Source organism: Mesorhizobium sp. M7A.F.Ca.US.010.02.1.1 (genome assembly GCF_004023085.1).
Classification (GTDB): domain Bacteria; phylum Pseudomonadota; class Alphaproteobacteria; order Rhizobiales; family Rhizobiaceae; genus Mesorhizobium.
The window spans coordinates 17,898-36,179 of the sequence record NZ_RZRV01000027.1 but is presented as its reverse complement, the minus strand read 5'-3'; the positions used below and the strand labels follow the sequence as shown (position 1 = coordinate 36,179).

At 60.6% G+C, this 18,282-nt stretch carries 15 protein-coding genes and 1 tRNA gene; 13 read left to right on the top strand and 3 right to left on the bottom strand.

Annotated elements, in window-relative coordinates; genetic code table 11:
* The first annotated feature begins 36 nt into the window (after nt 1-36).
* The 7 genes from ccoG (at nt 37) to EOA19_RS23670 (ending at nt 9,412) form a co-directional block, all read left to right on the top strand.
* The gene (gene ccoG, locus EOA19_RS23700; protein ID WP_063169222.1) at nt 37-1,596 is read left to right on the top strand and encodes a cytochrome c oxidase accessory protein CcoG; all 1,560 of its coding nucleotides are present in this window, start codon (nt 37-39) and stop codon (nt 1,594-1,596) included.
* On the top strand, nt 1,593-2,090 hold the full coding sequence (locus tag EOA19_RS23695; protein ID WP_063169221.1) for a FixH family protein: 498 nt from the start codon (nt 1,593-1,595) through the stop codon (nt 2,088-2,090). The genes ccoG and EOA19_RS23695 overlap by 4 nt, the downstream gene beginning before the upstream one ends.
* Nucleotides 2,087-4,366 (top strand): cation-translocating P-type ATPase, encoded by a 2,280-nt coding sequence (locus EOA19_RS23690; RefSeq protein ID WP_063169220.1) that lies wholly within the window; start codon nt 2,087-2,089, stop codon nt 4,364-4,366. Before EOA19_RS23695 ends, EOA19_RS23690 begins: the two co-directional genes overlap by 4 nt.
* A gap of 5 nt (nt 4,367-4,371) precedes the next feature.
* Entirely contained in the window at nt 4,372-4,527 is a 156-nt protein-coding gene (ccoS, locus tag EOA19_RS23685; protein ID WP_081714250.1) for a cbb3-type cytochrome oxidase assembly protein CcoS, read from the top strand.
* A 728-nt stretch (nt 4,528-5,255) separates the two neighbouring features.
* Nucleotides 5,256-5,873 (top strand): hypothetical protein, encoded by a 618-nt coding sequence (locus EOA19_RS23680; RefSeq protein WP_063169219.1) that lies wholly within the window; start codon nt 5,256-5,258, stop codon nt 5,871-5,873.
* A gap of 280 nt (nt 5,874-6,153) precedes the next feature.
* Nucleotides 6,154-7,335, top strand: coding sequence for a 5-demethoxyubiquinol-8 5-hydroxylase UbiM (gene ubiM / locus EOA19_RS23675; protein ID WP_024502870.1), 1,182 nt, complete (start codon nt 6,154-6,156; stop codon nt 7,333-7,335).
* A gap of 175 nt (nt 7,336-7,510) precedes the next feature.
* Nucleotides 7,511-9,412, top strand: coding sequence for an EAL domain-containing protein (locus tag EOA19_RS23670; protein ID WP_082826564.1), 1,902 nt, complete (start codon nt 7,511-7,513; stop codon nt 9,410-9,412).
* 1,453 nt (nt 9,413-10,865) lie between these two features.
* On the opposite strand, the gene EOA19_RS23665 is transcribed toward EOA19_RS23670, so the two are convergent.
* Nucleotides 10,866-12,188: an integrase gene (locus tag EOA19_RS23665; RefSeq protein WP_063169217.1), complete on the bottom strand. Its 1,323-nt coding sequence runs from the start codon at nt 12,186-12,188 to the stop codon at nt 10,866-10,868.
* 114 nt (nt 12,189-12,302) lie between these two features.
* Nucleotides 12,303-12,392: transfer RNA gene (locus EOA19_RS23660), tRNA-Ser, on the bottom strand.
* A gap of 410 nt (nt 12,393-12,802) precedes the next feature.
* Here EOA19_RS23660 and EOA19_RS23655 point away from each other — a divergent pair.
* The 4 genes from EOA19_RS23655 (at nt 12,803) to EOA19_RS23640 (ending at nt 15,063) form a co-directional block, all read left to right on the top strand.
* Complete coding sequence (locus EOA19_RS23655; RefSeq protein WP_127317713.1) at nt 12,803-13,483, top strand: 50S ribosomal protein L21; 681 nt, start codon at nt 12,803-12,805, stop codon at nt 13,481-13,483.
* 97 nt (nt 13,484-13,580) lie between these two features.
* A complete protein-coding gene (rpmA, locus tag EOA19_RS23650; protein WP_013529063.1) occupies nt 13,581-13,850 on the top strand; it encodes a 50S ribosomal protein L27 in 270 nt (89 codons plus the stop codon).
* A 120-nt stretch (nt 13,851-13,970) separates the two neighbouring features.
* Nucleotides 13,971-14,558, top strand: coding sequence for a GNAT family protein (locus EOA19_RS23645; protein ID WP_023811776.1), 588 nt, complete (start codon nt 13,971-13,973; stop codon nt 14,556-14,558).
* Nucleotides 14,559-14,574: 16 nt separating this feature from the next.
* Entirely contained in the window at nt 14,575-15,063 is a 489-nt protein-coding gene (locus EOA19_RS23640; protein ID WP_128304968.1) for a GNAT family protein, read from the top strand.
* Nucleotides 15,064-15,070: 7 nt separating this feature from the next.
* Here EOA19_RS23640 and EOA19_RS23635 read toward each other — a convergent pair whose 3' ends face one another.
* Complete coding sequence (locus EOA19_RS23635) at nt 15,071-15,940, bottom strand: endonuclease/exonuclease/phosphatase family protein (protein WP_128304967.1); 870 nt, start codon at nt 15,938-15,940, stop codon at nt 15,071-15,073.
* 134 nt (nt 15,941-16,074) lie between these two features.
* Here EOA19_RS23635 and obgE point away from each other — a divergent pair, with 134 nt between their 5' ends.
* Both obgE and proB read left to right on the top strand, forming a co-directional pair.
* Nucleotides 16,075-17,106 carry a GTPase ObgE gene (gene obgE, locus EOA19_RS23630; RefSeq protein ID WP_023811779.1) on the top strand — a complete coding sequence of 344 codons (1,032 nt, stop codon included), beginning with the start codon at nt 16,075-16,077 and terminating at the stop codon, nt 17,104-17,106.
* Between the two features lie 3 nt (nt 17,107-17,109).
* On the top strand, nt 17,110-18,282 hold the full coding sequence (proB, locus tag EOA19_RS23625; protein WP_023811780.1) for a glutamate 5-kinase: 1,173 nt from the start codon (nt 17,110-17,112) through the stop codon (nt 18,280-18,282).

Here is an 18,282-nt window from a genome sequence, read left to right as displayed (position 1 = left end):
GTGCCCCTGACATTGGCTGGGAAAGTGGAGTTGCACATGCGTGACAAGACGCAGTTGACAGGGCTCGAAACAGAAACTGTCAATTCCGCCAAAACCCGCAAGCCGCTTTATGCCGCGCGTCAAAAGATCTTTCCGAAGCGCGCCTCGGGCAACTTTCGTCGCTTCAAATGGCTGGTGATGACGATCACACTTGGCATCTATTACCTGGCTGCGTGGCTGCCTTGGGCTCGCGGTCCATTTGCCCCGGACCAGGCAGTCCTGCTCGATCTCGCGAACCGGCGCTTCTACTTCTTCTTCATCGAGATATGGCCCCAGGAATTCTTCTATGTGGCCGGCCTCCTGGTCATGGCGGGCGTCGGTCTTTTCCTGATCACCTCGACTGTCGGCCGTGCCTGGTGCGGCTATGCATGCCCTCAGACGGTGTGGGTCGATCTGTTCCTCGTCGTCGAACGTGCGATAGAGGGCGACCGTAACGCTCGCATGAAACTCGATGCAGGCCCCTGGACCGCCCGCAAGCTGATGCTGCGCTTATCGAAGCACGCCGTCTGGCTGGTCATCGGTGCGGCGACCGGCGGCGCCTGGATTTTCTATTTTGCCGATGCGCCGACGCTGGTTGGCGAACTCTTCACCGGCACCGCGCCACCCGTCGCCTACATCACTGTCGCCGTGCTGACGGCTACCACCTACACGTTCGGCGGTCTGATGCGCGAGCAGGTCTGCACCTACATGTGCCCATGGCCGCGCATCCAGGCAGCGATGCTCGACGAAAGTTCTCTCACCGTCACCTACAATGACTGGCGCGGCGAACCGCGTTCTCGCCACGCCAAGAAGGTCCTTGCCGCAGGGCTGCCGGTCGGTGACTGCGTCGACTGCAATGCCTGCGTCGCGGTCTGCCCGATGGGGATCGACATCCGCGATGGCCAGCAGATGGAATGCATCACCTGCGCGCTGTGCATAGACGCCTGCGACGGGGTCATGGACAAGCTCGGCAAGGAGCGCGGGCTGATCTCCTATGCGACACTGTCCGACTACAACGCCAACATGATGCTGGCGACCGCGGGCGGCTCCAGTTCAGTCAACCCGTCGCAGGTCAGGACCGCTGATGGCCTGTTCTCCGACAAGGTGGCGCATTTCCATATCCGCAAGATCTTTCGGCCACGCACCTACGTCTACATGGGTATCTGGTCGCTGATCGGCCTGGGTCTGCTCTATTCGCTGCTGACGCGCGATCGGCTCGAAGTCAACGTGCTGCATGATCGCAATCCGCAATTTGTCACGCTGTCCGACGGCTCGATCCGCAACGGCTACACCGTCAAGCTGCTCAACATGATCCCCGAGCCAAGGACGATCGTTGTCGCGATTCAAGGCTTGCAGGGCGCCGAGATGAGCGTGGTCGGCGACGACATCCCGGAAGGCCGTTCTTTTGCCATTCCGGTCGAACCCGACCGCCTGAAAATGCTGAAGGTCTTCGTGCGCCAGCCGGCGGATCAAATCCAGGGCACAGCGCAGACCTTCAAGTTCCGTGTCGAGGACAAGGCGAGCTTCGAGGCGGACGAATACACCGCCACCTTCAACGCGCCGGAGACTGCCAGATGACCGCTAACGCTGAAAAACCCCGCGTATTCACCGGCAGGCACATGCTGGCCATCATCCTAGCCTTTTTCGGGGTGGTCATCGCGGTCAATCTGACGATGGCAACGCTCGCCAACACGAGCTGGACCGGCCTTGTCGTCGAAAACACCTATGTGGCGAGCCAGCAGTTCAACAAGAAGGCCGAGGAGGGGCGGGCGCAGGCAGCGCTCGGCTGGACCGGCAAGCTGACCATCGCATGGGGCGAGGTCCGCTATAGCCTTACCGACGCCGTCGGCAAGCCGATTGCCTTGCATGGCGTCAAGGTGCTGTTTCGCCATCCCGCCTACGAGAAAGAGGACAAGGCGGTCAACCTCGCCCTCGCCTCCGGCCAGGAATTCGCAGCCCAGCACATGCCGAAGGATGGCGTCTGGATCGTCGAAGTCGACGCTGACGCCGGTCTGGCCGAGCCCTACCGCGAAGTCCGCAGGATCATGATTTCCCATGGAGCGCTGAAATGAGTTGTTGTGCACCGGGCGCCGAAATGGCGCTTGATCTGGGCAGCACCACGTCGGTCCTGCCGTCTAGTCAAGAGATCAGGCTGGCGAGCCGATCGCTTGGAGATGATCTCCGCCAAACCGATCTTTCGGTGCCGAGCGTTCATTGCGCAGCTTGTATCCAGACGATCGAGACGGCGTTGGGAACGCTCGATCGCGTCGAGAGCGCCCGCGTCAACCTGTCGACGAAACGGGTCTCGGTCCGCTGGCGTGGCGACGAGGTTCCACCGTTCGTCGCCGCGCTTGGACGGCTCGGCTACCAGGCGCATCTCTTCGCCCCCGAGATTGATGAAAAGGACAGGACGCTTTCGGAGTTGATCCGCGCCGTCGCGGTTGCCGGGTTCGCGGCGGGCAATATCATGCTGCTTTCGGTCTCTGTCTGGTCCGGGGCCGAAGGGGCTACCCGCGACCTGTTTCACTGGGTCTCCGCATTGATCGCCATCCCAGCGCTCGCCTTCGCCGGCGGCATCTTCTTCCGCTCGGCCTGGAATGCACTGCGCCACGGCCGCATGAACATGGACGTGCCGATCGCGGTCGGAGTGTCGCTCGCTTACGCCATGAGCCTCTATGAGACGATCAACCATGGCGACCACGCCTATTTCGACGCGTCGGTTTCGCTGCTTTTTTTCCTTTTGATCGGCAGGACGCTGGATCACGTGATGCGCGAACGTGCCCGCACCGCGGTGAAAGGCCTGTCGCAGCTGGCCGCACGCGGCGCCATGGTGCTGCGCGGCGATGGCGCGCGCGACTATCTGCCGGTTGGCGAGATCGAACCGGGGATGCAGCTGCTGATCGCGGCCGGTGAAAGGATCCCCGTCGACGGCAAGATCATCCACGGAGCGTCTGATCTCGACTGCTCGCTGGCCTCAGGCGAAAGCGCGCCGAAAAACGTGGCGCCGGGCGAAGCCGTGCAGGCCGGCGTGCTCAATCTTACCGGCCCGCTGACGATCGAGGCGACCGCCGCCGCGAAGGATTCGTTCCTCGCCGAAATGGTTCGGCTGATGGAAGCCGCAGAGGGCGGTCGCGCGCACTATCGCCGCATCGCTGATCGCGTGTCGGCACTCTACGCGCCCGTGGTTCATCTCACCGCCTTCGTGACATTCCTGGGTTGGATGGCGGCGACGGGCGACTGGCACCGGGCGATGACGATCGCCATTGCCGTTCTGATCATCACCTGCCCGTGCGCGCTCGGCCTCGCCGTACCGATCGTTCAGGTGGTCGCCGCGCGGCGTCTGTTCGAGAACGGCATCATGGTCAAGGACGGTTCGGCCATGGAGCGCCTGGCGACGATTGATAACGCAGTGTTCGACAAGACCGGAACGCTCACGCTCGGACAACCCCGGCTCCTCAATGCATCGTCGATCGATCCGGCCATGCTGGCAATCGCGGCAGACATGGCCGCGCACTCGCGTCACCCGTTTTCAAAGGCCATAACCGGCTTTGCCGCTCCTGGCGGGCAACACAAATTCGATGCCGTCACAGAGCATCCGGGGTTCGGGATCGAAGCCACTGTCGCCGGAAGCATCTGGCGGCTGGGTCGACGCGGATGGGCTGGATGGAAGGCCCGGACCGGTGGTGAAGGCAACCATGGCTATGGCGGAACGGTGCTGACAAAAGACGGGTTCATTGTCGCGACCTTCGATTTCGAGGATGCGCTGCGCGCCGACGCGGCGGCGGCGATCAAGCGATTGAACGATACTGGGGTGTCGATGCAAATGCTGTCGGGCGATACCGCAGGTGCCTGCGGTGAAGTTGCAAGAATGCTGGGTGTCGAGGACTTCGTTCCGTGCCTGCTGCCGTCGGGCAAGGTCGAGCGCATCGAGACCCTGGCGAAAGACGGACACAAGGTTCTGATGGTTGGCGACGGCCTCAACGACACGCCGGCGCTGAGCGCGGCGCATGTCTCGATCGCTCCGGCCACCGCCGCCGACATTGGCCGCAATGCCGCCGACTTCGTATTCCTGCGCGAAAGCCTTCTGGCAGTGCCTCTCGCGCTGGACGTCTCGCGCAAGGCGGGACACCTGATCCGCCAGAACATCGCGATTGCGATCGTCTACAATGCCGTCGCCGTGCCGATCGCCATCCTGGGCCACGCCACGCCTTTGTTAGCGGCGATTGCCATGTCTGCCTCATCGGTGCTTGTTATTGGAAACGCATTGCGCTTGCACGGCTTCGGGGCGAATGCGACGCTGCAAGTTATTCAAAAAGTCGGACGCTCCGCAGTCAGCTATTCGGCATAATCCTCGTGACGACGTTGCTCTATCTCATACCAGTGGCCCTTTTTCTGGGTGCACTGGGTGTGTCCGGCTTCGTCTGGGCATTGCGAAGCGGTCAATACGAAGATCTCGACGGAGCCGCCGAGCGGATACTAATTGATCGGGACGACAAACCGGAACGCTGATTTCAATCCGCTGTGCATAAGATGCGCGGATCGCGCTCGTCAGTCGAGCCGGCTCGGTCGGGAACAAGCTGTCCATGCTCCATGCTCCATGCTCCATGCTCCATGCTCCATGACCATCTTGACCTAAGCTGCACACTACATTTGTGAAAAGCCTCTGTCGTGCGAAGGACTGCCTCCCATTGCACCCAGTATGAGGCGTGTGATGCCACGAGAGTACCTCGCGTGGCCGGACGAGAGCTTGGCAATGTGCGCACGGGTTCCAAAGTGGAACGTCACGGTCGATCACCTGACCGTGAACCGCCAGTGCCGATTGGTCATGTCTGGCTGATCCAGATCAGGGTCATACTCATCGGCGTGGTCTATTGACCAGTCTTCGACGGAGAAATGCATGACTTACGGAAAGATTGGTCGTCATTATCAGCACCTTCACGGTTCTGGGTTTTCTGTCGTGTGGTCGGCCATGCCTTGTGCTTACGGCGCAGCCATTAGCTGACCGGCGTCGTGTGTATCTCGCTTGCTGGCTGACCATCCGCGTGGCTTGCGCGGACAGGGGGCCGATCAACAGCTTTCGCCTTTGATGGGTTGTGTGCGTCGTTGCCGATCCATCCCGATTCCCGGCCCGCGCCTTGAGGCTATGCGACGGTACCGGAACCCAGCGCACGTCACGCGGTTCCGCGCGCGTGGTGTCCGCTCGTCACGACGATGAACGAACAAGCGGCTGGAGTACCATGAACACCGTACACATCATCGACTGCCACAATGCAAATGACTACTTCGCCGACAGGCAAGAGGGACCGATCGTGCAGCACTTGTTAAAGGCTGTCAACATCCGCGCGGAGCTCCAAATGGCGTTGAACCGAACGAAATTTGGTGAGGCTGTAGTACGAGCGATGGAGGCGGAGTGCGACGTGCTTCACATCGCCGGGCACGGCAATGGTGACGGGATCGCTTCGTCCAGTGGGCGAAGTGGCCTTCTTTGGGCTGACTTCGTAAAAATGTTCCAGGGCTCGCATCCAGCGCCGAAGATCCTCGTGATGTCAACGTGCTGCGGAGCATCATCGGGGTTGGGACGTGCGTTTTCGAAATCGATCAACCGTCCGAAGTTGATCATTGGTTCGAGTGACGCGCGCTATTTCGACGACTATGTCGCCGCGTGGGCTTTGCTCTATCGGCGACTGAATTGCAAGGACATCGACATCGAAGCCATGCAGCAGGTTCTTGATGAGATATGCGCGGTCGTGGATAAAAGTTTCCGCTACCTTGGCTGGGATGACGAGAGAGAGCGCTACGTTCGATACCCTCACCCTCGCAAGAGAGCCCGCTTCGACGTCGTGGAGCGTGAGTAGTATGCGCAAGGGTTCCAGGTGGAATGTGGCGATCGATGCGGCGCGGCCGTCGCTGACCAGCGTCGCGAGTGTCTCGCTTGCTGGCGGCGATCTGCGCGGCTGCGCGGCGAAAGGGCGGGATCGGTTAGCCGCATCCACCTCTGAGCGCTTTGAGTGCTTCGTTGCCGATCGATGCGAATCTCCCGGCCCAGCGCCTTTAGGCAATGCGGCGGGCACGGAGCTCATGTCACTCGGCTCAGTTCCACCGTTACACGAGGATAGGCGACCGGATGGCGGCACGCTGATGGGCTCTGACGATAATTTTGACATCGTTGTCGTTGGAGCCGGCCCGGTCGGCCTTTCGTTCGCTGCGTCGCTTGCCCAAAGCGAACTCAAGGTGGCAGTTGTTGAACAGAACACATTCGATAGTCTGGCGAATCCGGCTTTCGATGGTCGCGAAATCGCGCTGACCAACGCTTCGATCAGAACCCTTCGCGAGCTCGGCGCCTGGGATGTCATCCCGGCTTCGGACAAATCAGCACTTCAAGGCGCGCGCGTGCTCAACGGCTCGAGCGCATTCGCTCTTCGTTTCGATCCTCCCAGCAACTCTGGAGAACCGCTGGGGGTTTTGGTTCCAAATTGCCGGATCCGCGAGGCGCTGTTCAAAATCGTCCGCTTGCAGGATCGCGCCCGGCTGTTGTGCGGCCACTCGGTCGTCGATGCAACAAACAGCCAAGAAGGAGCAGTCGTAACGCTCTCTAATGGCGCGCGTTTAACTGCTCGGCTGGTTGTTGCCGCGGATTCGCGTTTGTCCGCCACGCGTGATCTGCTAGGCATCGGCGCCGATATCAACCGGCTTGGCCACTCGATGCTGATTTGCCGAGTGAGGCACGAGCGCGCCCACCACCAGATCGCCATCGAATGGTTCGATCACCATCAGACGATAGCGATATTGCCCCTCGCGGAGGGCATGTCGTCGCTGCTGCTCACATTGCGCTCAAACGAGGCCTATAGACTGCTTGCCTTCGATGATGATTTGTTCCTGTCGGAGTTGACGAAACGGTGTCGAGGGCGCCTTGGAAAAATGACCTTGGCAAGCAAGCGCCACACCTATCCGCTGGTCACGACCTGGGCGCACAAATTCCGGGCGCCGAGCGCCGCACTCATCGGCGACGCTGCCATCGGCATGCACCCGGTGACCGCTCACGGATTCAACATCGGTCTCAGCAGCCAGAAGCAACTCGCCCGTGGAATCATGACTGCGTGCCGCGACGGCCGCAATGTTGGCGACCCCGACATGCTGCATATATACGAAAGGCGGCTGCGCCTGTCGGCGGCGCCGCTCTACCATGCAACGAACATATTGGTTGGACTCTACTCCAGAGACCACCTGGCGGCACGGCTTGCAAGGCATCTGGGGCTTCGCTTTGCCCAACATGTTCCCCTTGTCCGGCATGGGATTTCGGCGGAGCTCCAGCGGTGATACTGCACCAGCAGTCGCATTTTTGCGCGTGCTGGGCGAGCGATGAGAGAGTGCATGATGCACCGGAGTAATCCTGCTCCCCGACGCTGATCTCCGATTGAAGAATTAACCCGTCCTTCAGGGGGGCTGCATAGGCTGCGGACAAGCAGGAGTAAGCAAGCTGACCCGTCCAGCCTTGGAAAAAGAAGATCCGCTGGAGGCGAGAATCCTTCAGGACCAGCTCGCTGATCTGAGGGCAGGCCTTTTCGTCTCAATGCCGATAAGCATTGTGCTGTCCGGGCTGATTTTGACCGTGCAGGCCCTTTCCGGGAACGGTCTTGCTGGCGCGGCCTGGTTTTCGGTCGTTAATGCGATAAATGCCGCCCGCCTTGCACTCGCCCGTCATCAGCTGAAGGAACCCGGAGTCCAGGATGATCTGACACGGGTTTGGCTGCGGCTTCGCTGGTTTGGCAGGCTTGCTCTTCTGGCGGGATTCACCTGGTCATTCCTTGCCGTCCTAACGGCTGGATACACGACGTCTCAAGCATCGCTGCATCTAATAATTCTGGCGGGCATTTCAGCTGGCGCGGTCACGTACGGCAGCTCATATGCTGCGGCAGCGATATGCTTCATCACACCGCCACTCCTCATTGCCGCCGCATGTTTGCTGACGAAGGGAGCCCCGGAAAACTACATTCTGGCTTTTGCCGTCCTGCTTTTCGAGGGCGGCCTGGTTCGATCCTCGTTCGTTGGACAAGCGCGCTTCCGTGACGCGAGCCGCCTGAGACATCAAGCCGAGCGGCTTGCCGCGGAAATGGAGCGCAATTCCAGGGAGGACCATCTTACCGCGCTCCTCAACAGGCGGGGCCTCGAACATGCAATCGATCAGTTTGAGAACACCGATGGACCCTTTGTGGCCATGCTGATTGATCTGGACGGGTTCAAATCTGTCAACGATACCTACGGTCACAGAACGGGTGACGAGCTGCTTGCCAGGATCGCCCGCCGAATAGAGGAAGAAGCACCGGAGGGCTCAACGCTCGCCCGCATCGGTGGGGATGAATTCGTGCTGGTTTTTTCTTCGCGAAAGAATTCTCCTTCTCCCACCAATCTCGCGTCCAATCTCATAGCCAAGCTTGCTCGCCCCTATCCTGGGATCGCATCAGTCCGCATTGGAGCGTCTATAGGAATCTACTTGGCTGAAAACCCCGGACTAACGGAAATGTTGTTGCGGGCCGACATCGCCCTTTACACAGCTAAGCGCCGCGGCAGGAATGAATTTTGTCTGTTCGATGCCGAGCTAGCCCGGGAGTTGCAACGCCGCCAGTCAATCGAACGCGATCTTCATTCGGCGATAACGATGAGAAGCTTGGTCGCTTGGTTTCAGCCAATCGTAAGACTCGAAACTGAAGCCGTCGTCAGTTTTGAAGCCTTGCTAAGATGGTCTCACCCGCTTCACGGTCCCATTTCTCCGCCCGAGATCATGACAGCGGCACGCGAAACTGGAATGCTTCAGCTGCTAACTCAAACGGTATTCGCCGACTGTTGCGCTCTTATCGAGGGCTTGGTCAAAGCTGACCGTCGTGATGTTCGTGTGGCGATGAATGTTTCACCGTGCGAGTTGGAAGCTGGCGATATTGACGAGATGATTCTTAATGGTCTGGCGGCAAAAGACCTCCCTGCAACGATGTTCGACATCGAGATTACCGAAGAAGCCCCAGTGGATCCGGACAGAGTGGATGAAAAGCTCGCCCGGCTTTCACATGCTGGCATTTCTATCGCGCTCGATGACTTCGGCACCGGTTTTTCGACGTTGGCATCGCTCAAGGACAGTCGGATCAGGAAGGTGAAAATAGATCAGGGCTTCGTTCGCGGCTTAGCCAAGTCCCGGGAGAATCGGCTGCTTGTCAAAGCGGTGATTGATCTTGGTAGGACGCTCGGGATCGAGGTCATGGCCGAGGGCGTTGAAACAGAGGCAGATCGGCAAACTCTGTACAAGCTTGGCTGCAGAACCGCGCAGGGCTTCCTGTTCTCTAAGGCAGTGCCTCTCCATTTGGCACTTGATTCGGTAGTAAAAGAGCACGCGAAGGAGTTGTGACCGGCCTCTCCGTCCGTGCTGCTCGCGGAACTTTCATGTGGGGTGGACCTGACGCGCGAAAGCCGTTTCGGACGGTAGAGTTATTACGGGGGCGAAACTGAGCACGTGGTTTGGATAGCAGCAATCCGGTCCACCGGCGCACATGCAGCGGCTTCATACAAGCGTTCAAGTTGCGAGATGAGCTTGAGTGAACGACGTCGGAGAATTGCGTCCTTTGGACGCTGGTTTCGCGGTTCCCGTAGGATTCGATTACGGGAAGCGTTCTTGGCTGCTTCTCGGCTCAGCGCTCATCGGGATGAACAACGTACCCGCGGTCAAGGTCTTCGCGACCTCAACCCAGTCACCATCCCGCAACAGCAGCGGTCGGGTCCTGATCAAGCGCTCAGCCTCAGCACAGGTGCTGGAGCAACGGTAGAGCGCGGAAAACGTGTATCGGAATGCGCTGGCTCACCATAGGAAGCTGCCACGGCATGTCGAATGTCCCCAGGGGGCGGACCGTTCCCTTGCATTTGTCTCGATGACGGGCTCTCAAAGCTAAAGCCAAGAGAGCTTTATAAAAATCGCACCCGATCGGCTGCGCAACGACGACCAGCTGAGGCCCGATCGGGTGCTAAGGTCGTGCCAAAAAAGGCGCGTCACTGTCGCATTTCTAGCCGGCTTGCGATCGGACGTCATCTCTTGGCGATCGCTGCCCCTTCTCTCAAATGCGCTTAGCGGCGCCGATGGCGAATAGCGCAAGCTTTTCCACCCGTTTCTACTCCACTACCGAGACTCGTCACCAACCTCCTTTTATTCGCTTCCATATGGCCCATCCTGTCTCCAATCGAGGAGGAGCGCGAACATGGGCCAAGCCGTAGAACGTCTCAGTCTCGGGAATTCTTCTGCTCGCCAAACTGCCGTTGTCGCCGGCACCATATTTGGCAGGGTGACAGTGCACGACAAGATATCAGGCGTTCTTGTCTGGGCTGAACTATGCTTGCAAGCCATAACCCAAAAATCGCCGATCCCTTTGAATTCGAGCCGGATGAATGGGTGTTTCAAAATTTTTGGCGGTTTTAGGCAGAACCCTCCGATGGCCCGCGTACCGGTCAAGCTTCGTGAGCACTTTAGGTTCGTCGATCAGGCATAGGTTTCTTTCCCATGCCACATGCTGGCCGTTTGCCTAGTTCGGAAGCCCTCGAGAGGCGTTGCTCGTCTTGGTATGGCGTCGCCCCTTTTTCCGATCCATCGGCCACGGAGCTAGAATGGTGTCTAGCTGTTGCCGCCTACTTGGTCATCCGGCATGGAGATGCCTATATACCGACCTTCGAAAGGCTGGAATACGAGGTCGAACAAATGCGGCGGAAGCTCGGAAATCGCGAGCGAGCGCAGCGCGTGCTGGCCACGCTCAACCTAAATGGCTCGGACAGCTGGAGCCGTGAGGTTGGTTCTCAAGGCCTGGATGGCGCCGCAATCACATTCGCCCGGGCGGGGTAAAAGCGATTTTTTGGAGCCACTCGCGCTTTTGCGCTAACGAAGGTCCCGCGCCGTATTTGGGCCGGATCCATTTGTGGCCCATCAGAGAAGCAATTACCTTCTCCGGCGCCTCAACTGCCGTCAGCCGGTCCTCGAAAGTGTGTCGCAGGCTATAAAGACTATGCTCGGAAGTCGGCAGAAGTTCCTTGCTGGCGAGCACCTTGTTGACGAGCGCTGAAAGTGACGCGGCCTTGTCGCGATAACGAGGAAAGCCGTCCGGATGGAGCTTGATGGCTGCAAGTGCGCCGCCAACCAAGGGAATGTCACGGGCTGAATGACCGGTCTTCAAGCGACGGCCATTGGGGCGCACCCGCACATGCGGGATTTCTCGATCGAGGTGGATTGTTTCGGTGGTGAGGTTTGCCGCTTCAGAAAGCCTGAGTCCGGTATCGGCAATCACATAGATTAGATGGCGGGCTTCGTCATTGAGTCCGTCGAGCGCGCCTTCAGCGAGTATCTTCTCCTGAATGAACTCCGCTGTGAACGCAGCGCGTTGCCCGGGGACGGCGCCGGAAAGACGCAGGTTTCGAAAAACCGGCTCCAGCTTGAGCTGGTGAGTCAGATCGACGACGCGCAGCATTTTCGAAACATGGCCGATGTCCTTGTTGGCCGTACCGATATCAAGTCCATCCTCAACGATCCGCTTTTGCCACCACTCGCGGAACGCGATTGCGTCGTCCCGAGTGAGGCTTGCGATCTCCTTGTCGCCAATGACTCCAACCAGATTGGCAACTGCGCGCTTTTTGGGGTTACGCCATTTCTTGATTTGGTTGGGCGACATGGTCAGCAAGTTCTGTTGCTCGATCGTCTCGAATTCCTTGATAAGACCGCTCAGGCGGACCGCTGGCCGCTTCTCCCCACCCATGACGGCCGAGACGTCCTGCGCGTCCTCGATCGATTTTTTGTCGAGGAGCAGCTTGATACGGGCCATGAGTTCGTCGAGCGGCCCCGCTGCTAGTTCCTCGTTAGTGCGATAGGCCAATCCAAATGACCGCGCGCGCTTCCTCGCGGCTTCGAAACGCAGCCCCGCCTCGGCGGATTGGCCTTCCCGCAGTCTACGCCAATACGCCTCCAGCCCCGCGCCGAGGCTTTGCACTGCATCTCGCGCCCGTACACCGCGGGGATCGTCAGCCACGGCGACGCCCGTGGAAATGCGTACTAGGCAGCGGCGATCAAACGCCGCGAATTCCTTCGGCACCCTGCGGACGAGATACCAGATGCCTTCACGTTTATGCGGCTTTGGCGCTGCGGAACGTCGCATTATCTTTCTCTAATGTTACACAGTTTGTTACACAGTCTAAGATATGTTTCGCTTCGTGCTGGTCAAGCGCAACAAGGAAGCTTTTGAAAGGAAAGGATTTTTATGGAAGCTAAATGGCGGAGAGGGAGGGATTCGAACCCCCGATGGGCTTGCACCCATGCCGCATTTCGAGTGCGGTGCATTCGACCACTCTGCCACCTCTCCGCGGTCATGGTCGTCCGTTGCCGGCGCGGCGCACTAGATAACGGCTGAACGGGCAGGTTACAAGGCCAATCCGTCAGTTATTTGGCTTGCTTGGCAAGCGGCGGATTCACGGGCTGGTGGGGTACAGCGAGACCCGAGGCGGATTGCCGACCAGTCACCCATCCTCAGCCCAGGCGGGGGCAACGCCGTGGGCATGTCGGCACAGCCGGTCCGTGCCCGCCAATGACGGTCTCGGAAACGGCGCGGCTGGTTTGCCTTGACTCGCCCCCAACCTTCGGTTAGGGACAGCGCGCAATCGGCGTGGAGGGTTCTTCCACGCCGCTTGTTTTTTGAACCCGCAGACTGACAAAAAGACGGCTGAACTGCCTCAGGCGGTTCATCAAGGCCGACCGAACAGCGAAAGGCAAAAAATGTTCGCAGTCATTAAAACGGGTGGCAAGCAGTATCGCGTTGCCGCCAACGATCTCCTGAAGATCGAAAAAGTTGAAGCCAATGTCGGCGATATGGTCGAGATCGGCCACGTCCTCGCACATGGCGAAGGCGAGAATGTCACGTTTGGCGCGCCGTTCGTCGACGGCGCGGTGGTCACCGCCGAAGTCGTCGAACAGGGCAAGAACCGCACCGTCATCGCCTTCAAGAAGCGCCGCCGGCAGAATTCGCGCCGCAAGATCGGCCATCGCCAGCTTTTGACCACCGTGCGGATCTCCGAGATCCTGCTGGGTGGCGCCAAGCCGACGAAGACGGCATCGGTCAAGGCGCCGAAGAAGGTGAAGGCCGAGGCCGCCACCGAGGTGCAGGCGGAAGCCGCGCCGAAGAAGGAGCCCAAGGCCAAGGCAGCCGAGACAAAGGCAGCCGAGACCGCGGCAGCGCCGCTGTTCAAGGCGCCGAAGGGTGAGCCGGACGATCTGACCGTGATCAAGGGCATCGGCCCGGTCGCAGCCAAGGACCTGAACGAGCAGGGCATCATCACCTTCGCGCAGCTCGCCAAGCTGACCGACAAGGATGTCGCCAAGATCGACGAGCACATGTCCTTCAGCGCCGACCAGATCAAGGACTGGCGCGAGCAGGCCAAGGAATTGGCTGCGAAGTAATTTTCTGGCGATTGGGTCGCCGGATCGGACTTGAAACGGAACGCGAACGCGTTCATAAGGCCTTTTAGGCGCCTTGCGGCGCAACGGAGTTAGTTAGATGGCACACAAGAAAGCTGGCGGCTCGTCGCGCAACGGTCGCGACTCGCATTCCAAGCGTCTGGGCGTGAAGAAGTTCGGCGGCGAAGCCGTCATCCCGGGCAACATCATCATTCGTCAACGCGGCACCACGTGGCATCCCGGCGTCAATGTCGGCATGGGCACGGACCATACGCTTTTTGCGCTCGAGACCGGCGCCGTGACGTTCAACAAAAAAGCCAACGGCCGAACCTACGTATCGGTCAACCCGATTGCCAAAGCCGCGGAGTAGCCGGTTCCGCACTAGAACACCGGCGCCCATCTCGGGAACCGGTGTCTGGCAAAGCCAGGAAAAGGATCAGGGGAGATGGGTTTCCATCTCCCCTTTTTCTTGTGCCTGGAGGACTTTCAAATGGTTGCCGAAGCGGAAGACTCAGAAGACGGAAGTTACGCGATAGACTGCCCGGTGCTGGTCACCGAGCGGCTGGTGATGCGGGCGCCCCATGAAGGCGATGTCGCGCAACTGGTCGAACTTGCCGACAACCGTCATGTCGCCGAAATGCTGGCACGCATGCCGCACCCCTATGGCGAGGCCGAGGCGCGCTCCTTCCTCGCCATGACCAGGTCGCGCCGGGCCGGCATCGCCTATGCCCTGACGCTGGCCGGAACCGACACGTTCGTCGGCTGTGCCGGTCTCAACACCACCGAACGCGGGCTGGAACTCGGCTACTGGATCGGCGAGCCTTACTGGAAGAAGGGCTATGCGACGGAAGCAGCCCATGCGCTGGTCGATCTCGCCTTCCAGAGGACGTCGATCCAGGTGCTGCAGGCCTCGACGCGGGTCATCAATCCGGCCTCGCGCCGCGTCATCCACAAATGCGGGTTCCAATATGCCGGCCAGGGCATGCTGAATTCGATCGTCGCCGGCCAGGTTCCCGTCGAGCGCTACCGGCTCGATCGCAAGACCTGGACCAGCCTGCGGAACTGGGTACATTTTTGATGTGTGACGACGGTCAATGACGCCCGGGGATATCGAAAGCTTTCATCGCGCGCTCGATGTCGTAGCGCGTGAGCGAAAGTACCTGTCCTTCCTAGAGGCGCCACCGCTGGATCAAGTCAGAAGTTTCGCAATGGACCGTATCGGGAGAGGCGATCCGGGGTTCGTGGCCGTTGTTCGTGGCGAGGTCGTCGGCTGGTGCGACATCTCACGTCACGATCGGCTCATCCATGCGCATCGCGGCTCCCTCGGAATGGGGATCATTCCTTCCTATCGGGGGCGTGGCCTCGGACTGCGGCTCATCAATGCGACCTTGGCACAGGCGCGCAAGACCGGCTTTATCCGCGTCGAGCTTTCCGTGCATTCCGACAATGCTCGCGCCATCTCTCTTTACGACAAGGTCGGGTTTGTCAGGGAGGGCGTGCAGCGCGACGCCGTCCATATCGACGGGGAATACCGCGATACGATCATGATGGCGATCGTCGAACGTGAAAACACTGCCGGATGAAAGGCCATCAGCCCAGTTCGACCCACACCGGCAGGTGGTCCGAACCGTCAGCTTTCCGGTCGACCCACAGGCGCTTCAGGGATTTGGCAAGCGAAGCGCTTGTGAAGATATAGTCGATGCGCTTGTGGCGGCTGGGGTCGGTGGGTTGTTTCGGGTCGACCCAGCTGATGAGATCGTCGCCGGTGGCGTTCAGGCGCAAGGCGGCATCGACGGCGAAGTCGGCGGTCAGCGGCATGCCGAATTCATGGTCCGGCCGGCCGGCGAGTTCGACATATTCGGGTGAACCGGCCAGCATGTTGAAATCGCCCATGCCGACAAAGGCTTCGGGATGCGGCAGTTCCGGCAGGCCGATCTCGGCGACGCCGGACAGCGCGCCGCCTTCGAGCGCGTAGTTCAGCATGCGTTGGCGCAAGAACTGGATCTGGCTGGCGCGTTCGACGGGGCTGCGGTGATCGAGATGGATGGAATAGAAGCGGATGAAACCAAGCGGCGTCTCGATCAGCGCTTCCAGCGCGCCACGCTGGAAGTTCATCATCTCGAAGCTGCGGCTGCGCGGCAAAAGCAGGTTGCGCGACAGATGAATAGGCGTTTTCGACAGCACCATGTTGCCGAGCTGGAAGGTTTTCGTGATGGCGCGGCCATTGTCGATGTGCGAACCGATATTGGCCTCGAAATTGCTGCCATAGACGGCGAAGTAGTCGGGCAGCGCCTCGCCGATCTCGGCGACCATGTCGCGGCCGCTATTCCTGGGATTGTTGCGGGTCACCTCCTGCAAAGCGATCACGTCGGCGCCGCGCACGGCATCAGCGATGCGCCCGACATCGTATTGCCCGTCGAGGCCGATGCCGTACTGGATGTTGTAAGTTACAAGCTTCATTCCGGCATCTCTCCGGCCGATCCCACGCGGCCATTGTCACAAAACGGCCTCGCCCTTCGCCGCGCCTTGGTTTAGAGCAAGGGCCAAGGTTTAGAGCAATGCCGCAAGGCCACTAGTAGAAACTGTACAATCCCATGAAATTTCTCGATCAAGCCAAGGTCTACATCCGCTCCGGTGACGGTGGCGCCGGTTCGGTGTCGTTCCGGCGCGAAAAGTTCATCGAGTTCGGCGGGCCGGATGGCGGTGATGGCGGTCGTGGCGGCGATGTCTGGCTGGAGGCGGTCAACGGGCTGAACACGCTGATCGATTACCGCTACCAGCAGCATTTCAAGGCCAAGACCGGCGTCCACGGCATGGGCCGCAACATGACCGGTGCCAAGGGCGCCGATGTCACGCTGAAGGTGCCGGCGGGAACGCAGGTGTTCGAAGAGGACAACGAGACGCTGATCTGCGATCTGACCGTGGTCGGCCAGCGCTTTCTGCTGGCCAAGGGCGGAAATGGCGGTTTCGGCAACCAACATTTCAAGACCTCGACCAACCAGGCGCCGCGCCGCGCCAATCCCGGCCTGCCGGGGCAGGAGCTCAACATCTGGCTGCGGCTGAAGCTGATCGCCGATGCCGGGCTGGTCGGGCTGCCCAATGCCGGCAAGTCGACATTCCTGGCGGCGGTCACCGCGGCCAAGCCGAAGATCGCCGACTATCCGTTCACGACGCTGCATCCCGGCCTCGGCGTCGCCCGGATCGACGCGCGCGAGTTCGTCATCGCCGACATTCCGGGTCTCATCGAAGGCGCGCATGAGGGCGTCGGCATTGGCGATCGCTTTCTTGGCCATGTCGAGCGCACGCGCGTGCTGCTGCATCTGGTTTCGGCGCAGGAGGAAAATCCGGGCAAAGCCTACAAGACCGTGCGCGCGGAACTTGAGGCCTATGGCAACGGCCTGACCGACAAGGTCGAGATCGTGGCACTTTCCCAGGTCGACACGCTCGACGCCGATGCGCGCAAGAAGAAAGTCGCCTCGCTGAAGCGCGCCGCCGGCCGAGCACCGATGCTGTTGTCGGCGGTCACCGGCGAAGGCGTCGAGGCGGTGCTGCGGGCGCTGATGTCGGTGGTGGGCGAGGCGCGTGCGCGGACGGCTACCCCGGTCGAGACGCGCTGGGACAAGTAGGCCATGCAGTCGCTGAAAAAATATCGGCGCATCACCGTCAAGATCGGCTCGGCGCTGCTCGTCGACCGAACGTCAGGCCTGAAGCGCGACTGGCTGGCCTCGCTTGCCGACGATATTGCGGTGCTTGCGCAGGGCGGCGCTGAAATCCTCGTCGTCTCCTCCGGCGCCATCGCGCTTGGCCGCACCATCCTTGGCCTCGGCAAGCGAGCCCTGAAACTGGAGGAGAGCCAGGCGGCGGCAGCCGTGGGACAGATCGCATTGGCCGGCGCCTGGTCGGACGCGCTCGGCAAGGGCAGCCTGAAATCGGGCCAGATCCTGCTGACGCTCGGCGACACCGAGGAGCGCCGCCGTTATCTCAATGCGCGGGCGACGATCTCGACACTCTTGAAGATGAAGGCAGTGCCGGTCATCAACGAGAACGACACGGTGGCGACTTCCGAAATCCGCTACGGCGACAATGACCGGCTGGCGGCTCGCGTCGCCACCATGATGGGCGCCGACCTCCTGGTGCTGCTCTCAGACATCGACGGGCTCTATACGGCGCCGCCGGCGCGTGACCCCCATGCCAAATTCATTCCGGTGGTCGACCGGATCACGCCCGATATCGAGGCGATGGCGGGTGCGGCCGCTTCCGAACTGTCGCGCGGCGGCATGCGCACGAAGCTCGATGCCGGCAAGATCGCCACCGCCGCCGGCACCGCGATGATCATCACGTCGGGCACGCGGCTGTCGCCGCTGATGGCGATCGAACGCGGCGAACGCGCCACCTTCTTCCGGCCGAGTTCCAATCCGGTCAAGGGTTACAAGACCTGGATCGCCGGCCAACTCGAGCCGGCCGGCCGGCTGACAGTCGATGCCGGCGCCATCGGCGCGCTGCTGTCGGGCAAGTCGCTGCTGCCGGCGGGCGTCAAGCTGGTCAGCGGCAATTTCTCGCGCGGCGACACGGTGGCGATCCTGTCGCCCGAGGGCCGCGAGATCGCGCGCGGGCTGGTTGCCTACGATGCCGCCGATGCCGTAAGGATCGCTGGCCTGAAGACGGCCGAGATCGAAACCGTGCTCGGCTACGAGGCGCGTTCGGCGATGATCCACCGCGACGACCTTGTGGTGAGTCATTCTGGTGCCCAAGTAGGGGCTAGCGACCAAGTACTGGCCGGTGGCGCCATAAGCGGAGGATGA

Bases quoted from the DNA above. Each gene is read 5' to 3' on its own strand.
- EOA19_RS23655 (WP_127317713.1), top strand. From the start codon at position 12,803: ATGTTCGCAGTCATTAAAACGGGTGGCAAGCAGTATCGCGTTGCCGCC.
- ccoG (WP_063169222.1), top strand. From the start codon at position 37: ATGCGTGACAAGACGCAGTTGACAGGGCTCGAAACAGAAACTGTCAAT.
- EOA19_RS23695 (WP_063169221.1), top strand. From the start codon at position 1,593: ATGACCGCTAACGCTGAAAAACCCCGCGTATTCACCGGCAGGCACATG.
- proB (WP_023811780.1), top strand. From the start codon at position 17,110: ATGCAGTCGCTGAAAAAATATCGGCGCATCACCGTCAAGATCGGCTCG.
- EOA19_RS23690 (WP_063169220.1), top strand. From the start codon at position 2,087: ATGAGTTGTTGTGCACCGGGCGCCGAAATGGCGCTTGATCTGGGCAGC.
- EOA19_RS23680 (WP_063169219.1), top strand. From the start codon at position 5,256: ATGAACACCGTACACATCATCGACTGCCACAATGCAAATGACTACTTC.
- EOA19_RS23635 (WP_128304967.1), bottom strand. From the start codon at position 15,940: ATGAAGCTTGTAACTTACAACATCCAGTACGGCATCGGCCTCGACGGG.
- rpmA (WP_013529063.1), top strand. From the start codon at position 13,581: ATGGCACACAAGAAAGCTGGCGGCTCGTCGCGCAACGGTCGCGACTCG.
- EOA19_RS23640 (WP_128304968.1), top strand. From the start codon at position 14,575: ATGACGCCCGGGGATATCGAAAGCTTTCATCGCGCGCTCGATGTCGTA.
- obgE (WP_023811779.1), top strand. From the start codon at position 16,075: ATGAAATTTCTCGATCAAGCCAAGGTCTACATCCGCTCCGGTGACGGT.
- EOA19_RS23665 (WP_063169217.1), bottom strand. From the start codon at position 12,188: ATGCGACGTTCCGCAGCGCCAAAGCCGCATAAACGTGAAGGCATCTGG.
- EOA19_RS23645 (WP_023811776.1), top strand. From the start codon at position 13,971: ATGGTTGCCGAAGCGGAAGACTCAGAAGACGGAAGTTACGCGATAGAC.